General features: G+C 67.5%; 10 protein-coding genes. 9 read left to right on the top strand and 1 reads right to left on the bottom strand.

What is annotated here, in order from left to right:
- The first annotated feature begins 65 nt into the window (after positions 1-65).
- From NUV79_RS07235 to NUV79_RS07245, 3 genes are all read left to right on the top strand, one after another.
- Positions 66-1,823, top strand: a complete 1,758-nt coding sequence (locus NUV79_RS07235; RefSeq protein ID WP_257732400.1) for a tetratricopeptide repeat protein — start codon at positions 66-68, stop codon at positions 1,821-1,823.
- 133 nt (positions 1,824-1,956) lie between these two features.
- Positions 1,957-3,462: an EAL domain-containing protein gene (locus NUV79_RS07240; protein ID WP_257732401.1), complete on the top strand. Its 1,506-nt coding sequence runs from the start codon at positions 1,957-1,959 to the stop codon at positions 3,460-3,462.
- A 110-nt stretch (positions 3,463-3,572) separates the two neighbouring features.
- Positions 3,573-4,442, top strand: coding sequence for a TIGR01459 family HAD-type hydrolase (locus tag NUV79_RS07245; protein WP_257732402.1), 870 nt, complete (start codon positions 3,573-3,575; stop codon positions 4,440-4,442).
- A gap of 6 nt (positions 4,443-4,448) precedes the next feature.
- Here the strand turns inward: NUV79_RS07245 and NUV79_RS07250 are convergent, their stop codons facing one another.
- Positions 4,449-4,835 (bottom strand): response regulator, encoded by a 387-nt coding sequence (locus NUV79_RS07250; RefSeq protein ID WP_257732403.1) that lies wholly within the window; start codon positions 4,833-4,835, stop codon positions 4,449-4,451.
- 227 nt (positions 4,836-5,062) lie between these two features.
- Between NUV79_RS07250 and NUV79_RS07255 the strand changes: the two genes are divergently transcribed.
- From NUV79_RS07255 to NUV79_RS07280, 6 genes are all read left to right on the top strand, one after another.
- Positions 5,063-5,518 (top strand): MaoC family dehydratase, encoded by a 456-nt coding sequence (locus NUV79_RS07255; protein ID WP_257732404.1) that lies wholly within the window; start codon positions 5,063-5,065, stop codon positions 5,516-5,518.
- Between the two features lie 97 nt (positions 5,519-5,615).
- Complete coding sequence (locus tag NUV79_RS07260; protein WP_257732405.1) at positions 5,616-6,599, top strand: bifunctional riboflavin kinase/FAD synthetase; 984 nt, start codon at positions 5,616-5,618, stop codon at positions 6,597-6,599.
- Positions 6,600-6,804: 205 nt separating this feature from the next.
- Positions 6,805-9,867: an isoleucine--tRNA ligase gene (ileS, locus tag NUV79_RS07265; RefSeq protein WP_257732406.1), complete on the top strand. Its 3,063-nt coding sequence runs from the start codon at positions 6,805-6,807 to the stop codon at positions 9,865-9,867.
- The gene (gene lspA / locus NUV79_RS07270; RefSeq protein WP_257732407.1) at positions 9,867-10,349 is read left to right on the top strand and encodes a signal peptidase II; all 483 of its coding nucleotides are present in this window, start codon (positions 9,867-9,869) and stop codon (positions 10,347-10,349) included. Before ileS ends, lspA begins: the two co-directional genes overlap by 1 nt.
- Before the next feature lie 74 nt (positions 10,350-10,423).
- The gene (locus tag NUV79_RS07275) at positions 10,424-11,065 is read left to right on the top strand and encodes a hypothetical protein (protein WP_257732408.1); all 642 of its coding nucleotides are present in this window, start codon (positions 10,424-10,426) and stop codon (positions 11,063-11,065) included.
- 147 nt (positions 11,066-11,212) lie between these two features.
- A complete protein-coding gene (locus tag NUV79_RS07280; protein ID WP_257732409.1) occupies positions 11,213-12,502 on the top strand; it encodes a M16 family metallopeptidase in 1,290 nt (429 codons plus the stop codon).
- The last annotated feature ends 3 nt before the right edge of the window (positions 12,503-12,505 follow it).

Here is a 12,505-nt window from a genome sequence, read left to right on the forward strand (position 1 = left end):
GGGTGACGTTAGGTCGCCGATGGCGTAAACTCCCCGCTTGAGGGGCGCGAAGAGAACGGACCCCGATGGCCGAAGGCGCAGATGATCCTGGACGGCTGGACGTACGAGCCGCGGCGATCATTCGCGCGGGCCTCGACAGGGTCCTTGTCTCGGATGCCTTCCGCGCCGCGCCCCAGCTTTCGGCCTTCCTGAGCTTCGTGGTCGAGCGCACCGTCGAAGGGCGCGCGGCCGAGCTCAAGGGCTATACGATCGCGGTGGAGGGCCTCGGCCGCCCCGCCGATTTCAACCCGCAGCTCGATCCGATCGTCCGGGTCGAGGCCGGGCGGCTGCGGCGGGCGCTGGCGCAGTACTATTCCGGGGACGGCCGCGACGACCCCGTGCAGATCTCCATGCCGGTCGGCGGTTATGTCCCGGTCTTCACCTGGTTCGGCGGCGAGGGGAACCGGACTGCGCCTGATCCTTCGGATGAGGCGCAGGAGCCTGATCGGCGGACCGCGCTGCGCTGGGCCGGGCTGACCGTCACGGCCCTGGCCGTCGGCCTGCTGGCGCTCGGCTGGTGGTATCTGGCGCCGGCCCGCGGCCCGGTCCTGACCGAAGCGGCGAAGCCCGCCGCTGTCGAGCCGGGAGCCGGCGCACCACGCGAGATGGTCGCGATGCCTCTTCTCGTGCGCGTTGCGATCATCACCCCTAACCCACCTTCCGACCCCAAGCTTGCCGAGGTCCTGCGCCGCTTCTCGGCGCTGCTGGTCGATGCCATGGCGCGGTTCGATGACCTCGTGACGATCCGGACACCGCTCCCCGGCTCCGCCCCGGAGGACGAGGTCGATTACGCGATCGAGATCGACGCCCAGGGGCTGGACAGCGGGGCGGTGGGTCTGGCCCGCCTGCGCTCGGTGCGAGACGGACGTATCGTCTGGACGACATCGTCGAGCCGCTCGTCGCTCGCGACGCTCCAGGAAAGCGATCTCGCCGAGATGGCGCGGCGGCTGGCGACACGCTTGGCCGAGCCTTTCGGCATCATTCTCGCCGATGCACGCCAATCCGTGGCGTCGCCGGCCATGCGTTGCATCCTGAAGGCCTTCGACGCGCGCCGCGCCATGCAGCCCGAGATGCACCTGGCGGCCGGGCTCTGTCTCGCGCAACTGGTCGAGCAGGAGCCGGGTTTCTATCCGGCCTGGGCCCATCTCGCGATCATGACGCTGCGCGAGCATGCCAGCCCGGCTCCGCAAGGCGCTGCCGCTCAGGGTGACGCAAGCAATAGGCGCCCCCCGCTCGACCGCTCCCTCGCGGCGGCCTTGACGGCGGTCCGGCTCGCGCCATCGGGCGCGCGGGCCTATCAGGCGATGATGAAGGTGCTGCTGCTGCGCGGCGCGACCGACGAGGCGATCCAGATGGGCCGTGAGGCACAGGCCCGCAATCCCTATGATCCGGAGATCATGGCCGATATCGGTGCGTTGTATGTCCGGCTCGGCCGCCCGCTCGAAGGGTTGCCGCTGTTGGAGCGCGCGACCTCGCTCAGCGTAGCCCGCCCGCCGCGCTACGATTTCTATGCTTTCCTCGGCGCCTATCTGGTCGGGGCGGGCAAGGTGTCGGAAAGCCATGCCGGGATGCTGGCGGCGGATTCGAGCCAGTTCGGCCTGCTTGGCCAGGCGCTCAAGGCAGCGACCGACAATGAACCGGAAAAGCAGGCGAAGCTGCTGACGCAGCTCAACGACAAGGCGCCGCTCTTCGGAAAGGACCCGCGTGCCTTCCTCGAAAGGCGGGGCTTCGCGAAACCGGTGATCGACCGGATCCTGACGACGCTCGGGCTGAACAGGCCATAAACCGGCGCGCCGCGCGCCGGATGTGGCGGAACTGGGGCGGCCGCTCGCATAACCGCGCCGGCAAGGTTAATCTGCGGTTGTAGACCGTGATTCGCTTCCCATTCCGATTCCTCGACGTAGCGCGAACGCTGCCGTGGCACCTGCCCGCCTGAAAACCCTGCACCCTCTCGCCGGCGCCGTGACCGGCCTGTCGGCCGGCGCAGCGGTCGCGATTCTGCTGCCGGGCGGGCTCGGGTCGGCGCTCGGCCTGCTGGCCGCCGGGGCCGGTTTCATGCTGGCGATGCGGGCCTTCGAGCGACGCGGCCTTGCCCGGCACGAGCAGGCCATGGCAGGGATCGGCGAGGTCAAGGTCCGGCTCGCGACCAATGCCATTCGCCTCGACGCCTTGTCGCAGCGCGTCGAGCAGATGCCGATGCGCGACGCCGATGCTGCGCCTGCACGCGCCGCGATCCACGAACTGACGGCCGAAGTCGGATTGCTCGGCGATCTGATCCATCAGGTCGCTACGACGCTTGCCGACCATGAGACGGTGCTTGCGCGCATGCCGGAGCCTGCCGCGGCGCCGCTGCCCGCGCCGGCACCCGAGGTGGTGCTCGATCCGGAGGCGATCCGCCGGGAGCGGGCCGAGAAGCTGGCCGCCGAGCGCGCGGCTGCCGCTGCTGCAGCGCGCGAGGAGGCCGAGGCCGAACGCGCGGCGCTGATCGGCAAGGCGCTCAGCGAAGGCCGGCTGGAGGTCCATCTGCAGCCGATCGTCTCGCTGCCGCAACGCCGGACCTGCGGCTATGAAGCGCTGGCGCGGCTGCGGCTGGACGAGAACACGCTGCTCCTGCCGCATGAATTCATCGAGACAGTCGAGACGCGCGGCTTCGGGCCGACGCTGGACGCGCTCGTGCTGACGCGGGCCCTGGCGATTGCCCGCCATCTCGGCTCGAAAGATGGCGGCATCTTCGTCTCCTGCAATTTCAGCCGCGCGACCTGGAACTCGTCACGGGCGCTGGCGGCTTTGACCCGCATCCTCGATAAATACCGCGATCATACCGCCCATCTCGTCATCGAGATGCCGCAGGCAGTCTTCCGCGAGCTCGACCCGACCAGCCTCGGGCTGCTGGGCGCGATGTCGGCGAACGGCGTGCGTTTTGCGCTCGACCAGCTCGTCGACCTGCGCCTCGACCCCAGTGCCCTGTTCGATCGGGGCATCCGCTATGTGAAGGCGCCTGCCGCGCTGCTCCAGGCGCATCTCGACGGCCGGATCCAGAGCGATATCGCTGCCGGCGATCTCGCAACGCTGCTGGCCCGGGTCTCGGTCACGCTCGTGGCTGATCAGGTCGAGGACAATCCCGCAGCTGCCGACATGATCGAGCTTGGCGCCACGATGGGGCAGGGGCTGGCCTTCTCGCCGCCGCGCCCGGTCAAGCCCGAAGTCTTCGCTGAGCCGGAGCCCGTGTCTGCCACGCCCGCGCCAGTGCCGACCGCTCCCGCACAGGCTGAAGCCACGCCGGCGCCGCAGAGCATCGCCGAGCGCCTGCTCGCCAGAGCCAGTGCTTCGCCGGCGCCGCTGCCGTTCCCTGAGACGGCTCCGCAGGAAACGCGGCCCGAGCGGCTGCCTTTCCGCGCCGTGCTGCGCCGCGCCAGCGCCTGACGCGCGGCGGCTCGTCGCGGTCTCCGGTTCCGCTTTCGACGAATCCCGTCTAGATCAGGCCATGTCGAGGGGCGACATCCGCCTATCTCACCCAGCCGGAGATCGAGACAGTGTCGCCATCGGGGATCGCTTCCACCCTTCCGCTTTCGGGTTTCTCCGAGGTCGCGGATCGCTTCGATCTCTGCCTGTGCGATGTCTGGGGCGTCGTCCACAACGGCGTCGCAGCCTATCGTGACGCGGTCGCCGCGCTGATGCGGATGCGCGAGCACGGCATCAGCGTCGTCCTCGTCACCAATGCCCCGCGCCCGGCCGATGTCATCGTCGGCCAGCTCGACGGCTTCGCGGTGCCGCGCGAGGCCTGGGATGCGATCGTGACCTCCGGCGATGTCTGCCGCGCGCTGATCCGCGAGCGCGCCGGCCAGCCGATGTACCGGCTCGGTCCCGATCGCGATCTGCCGCTGATCGCCGGGCTCGACGTGCGGGAAGTCTCCCCCGACGAAGCGGCCTATGTGCTCTGCACCGGCCTGTTCGACGACGAGAAGGACACGGCCGCGACCTATGCCGATCTGCTTGCCGGTTTCGCCGCGCGCGGGCTGCCGCTGATCTGTGCCAATCCCGATCTCGTCGTCGAGCGCGGCGGGCGCATCATTCCCTGTGCCGGATCGGTCGCGCTCGCCTATGAGGAGATCGGCGGCCGGGTGATCTATGCCGGCAAGCCGCATCGGCCTATCTACGAGGCGGCGGTCGCGGCAGCCGAGAAGGCGCGGGGAAGCGCGATCGCCCAGGACAGGATCTGCGCGATCGGCGATGCGATCCGCACCGATATCGCCGGCGCCGACGCCTTCGGCGCGGCCGGGATCATGGTGCTGGCCGGCATCCACGCCCAGGATCTGATGGAAGCGTCATGGGAGGAGCGCCATGGCTGGTTCGGCCGGCAGACGCACCGCCCGGCCTATGCCATGCCGCATCTGGTCTGGTGAGGCCCGTCAGGCGGCGGCGCAGACCGATTCGATCTTGGTCTTCAGCGTCTGCGCGTTGAACGGCTTGACGATGTAGTTGCTCACGCCGGCCTTTTTGGCGGCGACGACGTTCTCGGTCTTCGACTCGGCGGTGACGATGATGAACGGCGTTTCCGACAGCGCCGTCTCCTCGCGGACCTTCTGGAGCAGTTCGAAGCCGCTCATCGGCTCCATGTTCCAGTCGGAGATCACGAGTCCGTATTTCTTGTCGCGCATCTTCGAGATCGCGGCCGAGCCGTCCGAGGCATCGTCGACATTCTCGAAGCCGAGCTGCTTCAGCAGGTTGCGGATGATGCGGACCATCGTCTGGTAGTCGTCGACGACGAGGATCGGCATGGACGGGTCGAGAGCCATTCTGATGCTCCAGGCATGACGGTCGCGGTGCTGGGAGATACCAGCGCCGTGCCGCTCGCCTGAGTTGATAGCCGCACCGCCTTGCGAACCGGTTAATCCGATACGGAAGTGACGTTGGGGGAAGTGGGTGCGCCGCACCAAAGTCCAATTGCGCTGATGTTGCGGTTGCGAGATGCTTAACCCGATCGCAGACAGGAGGGCACAGGCCCATGGGCCGTGCGGGATCCATGACAGTTCAGCCGATGTCTGGCGGGCTCTACACCGTCCATGCCTTCGAGGATCTGGCCGTCGGCCGGAGCGAAAGCCTGATGCGGACCGTGATGGAGCGGGACGTCGCGCTCTTCGCCGAACTCTCCGGCGATGCCAACCCGATCCATCTCTGCGACCATTTCGCGGCCAATACCAAGTTCGGCCAGCGCATCGCCCATGGCATGCTGACGGCCAGCCTCATCTCCGCGCTGCTCGGCACGCGCTTGCCGGGGCCGGGCGCGGTCTATCTCTCGCAGACGCTGACCTTCCTCGCTCCGGTCAAGATCGGCGACGTCGTCACCGCCCGCGTCGAGGTCGTCGAGCTGGTTGCCGAGCGCCGCCGGGCCCGCTTCTTCTGCGAGTGCCTCGTCGACGGCAAGGCGGTGATGGAGGGCGAGGCCTGGGTCGCGATGCCGCCGCGGCCGCGCGACTGAGGCTCTCGTCCGGCTCGTGGCCTTGACGCCCCGGCGGCCTTCGCCGCAAAGACGGTCATCGCCCTGTTTGTGAGGGGCAGGTGGACGTTTCCGATTGATGCCATCCCAAGCCGATGCGCCTGACCGCCCCGAGCCGACGGCCGTGGTCCTCGACCTCGACAAGCCCCTTCCGGATGCCTTGCGTGGCGCCGTCCTGGCACTCGGCAATTTCGACGGCGTCCATCGCGGCCATGCCGAGCTGGCGCACCGTGCCGCGGCTCTGGCCGGCGAGCGCGGCACCCGGCCCGCCGCCTTCACCTTCGAGCCGCATCCGCGCAGCGTCTTCCGGCCCGAAGAGCCGGTCTTCCGGCTGACCGCGCCGCAGCTCAAGCTTGAATTGCTGGCGGAGGCCGGCCTGCCGCAGGTCTTCGTCCTGCCCTTCGACCGCGAGATCGCGGCGATCCCCGCCGAGAGCTTCGTCGACGACCTGCTGATCGGCCGGCTCGGCGCCGCCGGCCTCGTCTGCGGCTACGATTTCCATTTCGGCAAGGGCCGCACCGGCTCGCCGGAGATGCTGCAGGCCCATGGCCTCGCCGTCGGCATTCCTGTCGCGGTCGTGCCGCCTTTCAGCTGGAAGGGCGAGCCTGTTTCCTCGACGCTGATCCGCACGGCGCTGGAGGCCGGCGACGTCGCGCGCGCGGCGGAATTTCTCGGCCGGCCCTGGCTGGTGCGCGGCCTGATCGCCCATGGCGACAAGCGTGGGCGCGAGCTCGGCTACCCCACCGCCAACATGCAGCTCGCCCGCGACTGCAGGCTGCGCCACGGCATCTATGCGGTCCGCATGAAGGTCGAGGGTACCTGGCATGACGGTGTCGCGAGCTTCGGCCGCCGCCCGACTTTCGACGATGGCGCGCCGCGGCTTGAAACCTTCGTCTTCGATTTCTCCGGCGATCTCTATGGCCAGCGCGTCGATGTCGCCTTCGTCGACTGGCTGCGCGGCGAGGAGAAGTTCGATTCGCTGGAGGCACTGATCGCCCAGATGGACGCCGACAGCGCCCGCGCACGCGACATTCTGGCGGGAACGCCGCCCTTCCTTCCGTAAGCCGCGCCTGCTAGAAGCCCCTCATGCCCGCAGAACGCGCCATGCTGATCGATCTTTCCCGGCGAATTACGGGCCCGGCTGCCGCCTCGCGCTAGATTAGGCGCGGGCGCTTGCGCAGTCCGGGTTGAAGACCGCTTTTCCCGTTTCACGCGTGGACGCCCGCGGCCCCTGACCGGCCCGCCGTCCCGACTGTCCGAGCCGGATGATGACCGACAAGACCAACACCGCCAAAGCCGCCGAGACCGCTGCCGACGGCGTCGATTACTCGCAGACGCTCTTCCTGCCGCAGACCGAGTTCCCGATGCGCGCCGGCCTGCCGCAGCGCGAGCCGGAATTGCTCGCCCGCTGGGCCAAGATGGACCTCTACCGCAAGCTCCGCGAGGCCGGGCAGGGGCGGGACCGTTTCGTCCTGCATGACGGCCCTCCCTATGCCAATGGCAACATCCATATCGGCCATGCGCTGAACAAGGTCCTCAAGGACCTCGTCACGCGCTCGCAGCAGATGCTCGGCTACGATTCCAACTATGTGCCGGGCTGGGACTGTCATGGCCTGCCGATCGAGTGGAAAATCGAGGAGCAATACCGCGCCAAGGGCCTGAACAAGGACGACGTCCCGGTCGTCGAATTCCGCAAGGAATGCCGCGCCTTCGCCGAGCACTGGGTCGATGTCCAGCGCGAGGAGTTCAAGCGCTTGGGCGTCGAGGGTGACTGGGCCAACCCCTACCTGACGATGGCCTATCCCGCAGAGGCGCAGATCGCCCGCGAGATCATGAAATTCGCCGAGACCGGCCAGCTCTATCGCGGCTCCAAGCCGGTGATGTGGTCGGTGGTCGAGAAGACCGCGCTCGCCGAGGCCGAGGTCGAGTACGAGGAGCATATCAGCGACACGATCTATGTCGCGTTCCCGATTGATCGTGATCGGACCGCACATGGGCCTTTGGTTGAGGGACTTGATGCGAAGGCAGCTTTCGACGAGTTGCTAGGGGCCTCCATCGTAATCTGGACAACGACCCCTTGGACCATCCCGGGCAACCGCGCGATTTCGTTCAACAATAAGGTCGCTTACGGTCTCTATCGGGTAACCGCCGCTGCTGAAAACAATTGGGCTAAGGTCGGCGCGACATACATCCTCGCGAAGAACCTCGCCGAAGGCGTCTTCAAGGCGGCCAAGGTCGAGGCTTTTGAGCTTGTAAGAGATGTGCCAGCGGAGTGGCTGCCGGAAGTGGCCACCGCCCACCCGTTGCGCGGCCGCGGCTACGACTTCATCGTCCCGCTGCTCGACGGCGATCATGTCACCGATGATGCCGGTACCGGCTTCGTTCACACGGCGCCCAGCCACGGCCGTGAGGACTTCGACGTCTGGATGGCCAATGGTCGCCAGCTCACCGAGCGCGGCATCGAGACCCGCATCCCCTATACCGTCGATGCCGATGGCCGTTTCACCAAGGAGGCGCCGGGCTTCGAGGGCGCGCAGGTCATCACCGACAAGGGCGACAAGGGCAATGCCAACGACGTCGTCATCAAGGCGCTGGTCGAGGCCGGCAACATCATCGCGCGCGGCCGCCTGAAGCATCAGTATCCGCATAGCTGGCGCTCGAAGAAGCCGGTGATCTTCCGCAACACGCCGCAATGGTTCATCGCCATGGACAAGCCGATCGGCGAGGCCGGCGCACCGGACGCGGCCGATCCGCAGCCGGTCGCGGGCGGCAACACCGACACGCTGCGCAACCGCGCGCTGAAGGCGATCAAGGAGACCGAATGGGTCCCCGCCGCCGGCGAGAACCGCATCACCGGTATGATCGCCAACCGTCCGGACTGGGTCGTCTCGCGCCAGCGTGCCTGGGGCGTGCCGATCACCGTCTTCGTCGAGAAGGAGACCAAGGACATCCTCGTCGATGCCAAGGTCAACGCGGCCATCGCCGAGGCCTTCGAGGCCGAGGGTGCCGATGCCTGGTTCACCGATACGGACGGTGCCCGCTTCCTCAAGCCCTTCGGCTATGATCCGGCGCAGTACGAGCGCGTCACCGACGTGCTCGACGTCTGGTTCGATTCCGGCTCGACCCACGCCTTCACGCTGGAGAAGCGCGGCGACCTGCGTGCCCGTCGCCGCGGCGATGGCGGCAAGGATCGGGTGATGTATCTCGAAGGCTCGGACCAGCATCGCGGCTGGTTCCATTCGAGCCTGCTCGAGAGCTGCGGCACGCGTGGCCGGGCGCCCTACGACATCGTCCTCACCCACGGCTTCTGCCTGGACGAGAAGGGCGAGAAGATGTCGAAGTCGAAGGGCAACGTCACCGCTCCGCAGGACATCATCAAGGATTCGGGCGCCGACATCCTGCGCCTCTGGGTCGCGGCGGCCGACTATTCCGACGACCTGCGCATCGGCAAGGAGATCCTCAAGACCTTCGTCGAGACCTATCGCAAGCTGCGCAACACCATGCGCTGGATGCTCGGCACGCTCGCCCATTTCAGCGAGGACGTCCGCGTCGCCGACCCGCAGACCATGCCGGAGCTCGAGCGGCTGATGCTGCATCGCCTTGCGGAGCTTGGGCCGCAGGTCGAGGAAGCCTATCGCGCTTACGACTACAAGAAGGTCGTGTTCCTGCTCTCGCAGTTCATGAACACCGAGCTCTCGGCCTTCTATTTCGATGTGCGCAAGGACGCGCTCTATTGCGATCCGCTCTCCAGCCATGTCCGCAAGAGCGCGCTCACCGTCGTCGATCATCTCTTCCGCTGCCTGACGACCTGGCTCGCGCCGATCCTGGTCTTCACGGCCGAGGAAGCCTGGCTCGATCGCTATCCCGACCAGAAGGCGGGCGAGGGCTCGGTTCATCTCGAGCGCTTCGTCGCGGCCAAGGCAGAGTGGCTCGATCCGGAGCTGGCGGAGCGCTGGGCCAAGATCCGCCGCGTGCGCCGCGTCGTCACCGGCGCGCTGGAGCTGGAGCGCGCGGCCAAGCGCATCGGCTCCTCGCTGGAGGCGGCGCCGCAGGTCTTCGTCTCCGACAGTGATCTCTACGCGGCCCTGTCCGGTGCCGATCTCGCCGAGATCAGCATCACCTCCGGCATCCGCGTCGAGAGCGGCGAGGGGCCAGCCGAGGCCTTCCGTCTTGCCGACGTGCCGGGTGTCGCGGTCGTGCCGCATCGCGCGGCTGGCATCAAATGCGCCCGCTCCTGGAAGTATTTCGATCCGGCGACGGCCGACAAGGCTTATCCCCAGGTTACGCCGCGCGACGCCAAGGCTCTGAAGGAGCTGGGAGTGCGCGCCTGATGACGCCGACCCGCCGCCTCGGACTAGCCGTCGTCCTGATCGTCTTCATCGCCGATCAGCTCCTGAAATGGTGGCTGCTCTACAGCGTCGGGCTGGCCGAGAACGGGCCTTACGATCTCACCTCGTTCCTGACGATCGTGCTGGCCTGGAACCGCGGCATCTCCTACGGCCTGTTCCAGCAGGGCACCGATCTCGGCCGCTGGTTCCTCGTCGTCATTTCCTTCGTCGCAGCCATCTGGCTGTGGCGCTGGATGTGGCGCGAGCCGCGGGCTTTCAGCGTGTTCAGCCTCGCGTTGATCATCGGCGGGGCGCTCGGAAACGGCGTCGATCGCGCCGTCTATGGCGCGGTCGTCGACTTCGTGCATTTCCACTGGGGCAGCTTCAGCTGGTATATCTTCAACATCGCCGACGTTGCGATCGTTGTCGGAGTGGTCGGCCTGCTATATGAGTCCTTCCGCCCGAGCGCGGAAAACACAGCTTAACGACGGTCTCGCCATTGTTTTGCCGTTCGTCTGGGTTTTGAGACGAGGCGAGATTGTCCGAAGGGAGATTTGACATGGCCAAACGCATCCGCGTGGCTCATCTGCTCATCGCCGGCGGGCTTGTCCTCGCCGCTTCGCCGGCCTTCGCGCAGGACGGCATGCTGTTCAAGAACCTGATGGAAGGCGTCTTGGGCAGGGGCGGCGATCCGGATATCGATTATCGCGCCCGCGCCCCGCTCGTCGTGCCGCCGAACTCGACCCTGCCGCGTCCGCAGCAGGCGGCGAGCGAGCGCAATGCCGCCTGGCCGAATGATCCCGACGTGCAGCGCCGTAAGGACGAAGCCAATCCGGCTCCCTATGTCCCGGCGCTCGGGGTTCGCAACAACCCGATGATGTCGCCGCAGGAAGTTCGCCGCGGTCGCACCACGCGCCCCTCGGAGGGCCCGCGCTTCACCGAGGAACAGAACAACTACAACAACCAGATCCAGCCGATCCGGATCGGCCGCGAACTTGCCGCGCGCCAGAACCAGATCGACCAGAACGCGACCCTCTATGGCGAGGAGCCGCCGCGCCGCACCCTGACCGAACCGCCGACCGGCTACCGTCGCCCAGCCGCGACGGCCGCCTTTGGCCCGGGCGTGAGCGGGCCCAAGGAAGACACGCAAGCCACCGGCCAGCGTGAGTTCGTGACCGGGCGTGGCCCGGTCATGCAGTGACCAGGCCGGCCTTCGGACGAAGCGTGATCGCACGGGCGTGACCGCCAGTCCGATTGCCCCTTGCCGAAGCAGGGTTGCCTGACCAAGTTGTCCAGAAGGGCGGGCGCGTCGCGCCCGCCCTTTTTTCGATCGAGGAGACGGCATCAGGTGAACATCCATGCGCACCGGAGCGACCAGGCGGAGCCGGTCGAATCCTTCCGGTTGGCCAATGGCCTCGATGTCGTGGTGGTGAAGGACCGGCGTGCTCCGGTCGTCACCCACATGGTCTGGTATCGCAACGGCTCGGCCGATGATCCGTCCGCCAAGTCCGGCATCGCGCATTTCCTCGAGCACCTGATGTTCAAGGGCACCGAGCGCTGGCCCGCGGGGGAATTCTCCAAGATCGTCGCCGGTTATGGCGGCCAGGAGAACGCCTTCACCTCCTTCGACTACACCGCCTATTTCCAGCGCGTGCCGAAGGAGCATCTGCGCGCGATGATGGATTACGAGGCCGACCGGATGACCGGCCTCTCCTTCGACGAGGCCGTGGTCGCTCCCGAGCGCGACGTGGTGCTGGAGGAACGGCGCATGCGCGTCGATTCCGATCCCGCCGCACAGCTTGGCGAGGAATTTTCCTCCACGCTGTTCTTCCACCATCCCTACGGCACGCCGATCATCGGCTGGGAGCATGAGATCGAGGGCCTGAGCCGGGACGACGCCTTCGCCTATTACCAGCGCTTCTACACGCCGGAGAACGCGATCCTTGTCGTCGCCGGCGATACCGATGCCGCCGAGGTCCGCCGCCTCGCCGAGGAGACCTATGGCAAGATCGCGGCTCGCGGCGCGGCGCCGGTCCGCTCCCGCCCGATCGAGCCGGAACCGCGTGCCTCGCGCCGCGTCCAGCTCAACGATCCGCGCGTGCAGCAGCCCTCGCTGCGGCGTGGCTGGCTGACCCCGACCTATACGAGCGGCGAGCGTGACGAGGTTCTCGCGCTTGAACTCGTCGCCGAGATCCTCGGCGGGGGCACGACCTCGCGGCTCTATCGCAAGCTCTGCGTCGAGGACGAGCTGGCCGCTGGCGCCAGCGCCTATTTCATGAGCTCGATGGTCGACCGCGCCGCCTTCCAGATTTCCGCCAGCCCACGCCCCGGTGTCGAGATGGCGGCGATGGAGGCCGGGCTCGATGCGGCGCTCGCCGCCTTCCTGGCGGACGGACCGACCGAACTGGAATTGGCGCGTGCCCGCACCCGGCTGGTTGCCGAGACGGTCTTCGCCCGCGACAACCAGTCCTCGCTTGCCCGCATCTTCGGCTCGGCGCTCGCCGTCGGCGAAACTGTCGAGGACGTGCTCGCCTGGCCGCAGCGGATCGAGGCTGTCGGTCGCGATGCCGTGGTCGAAGCGGCGCGCCGTTACCTCAAATCTGATCGCAGCGTCACCGGCCTGCTGCTGCCCGCCTGACAC

Origin of the sequence: Allobosea sp. 47.2.35 (genome assembly GCF_024655635.1) — a bacterium.
Classification (GTDB): domain Bacteria; phylum Pseudomonadota; class Alphaproteobacteria; order Rhizobiales; family Beijerinckiaceae; genus Allobosea.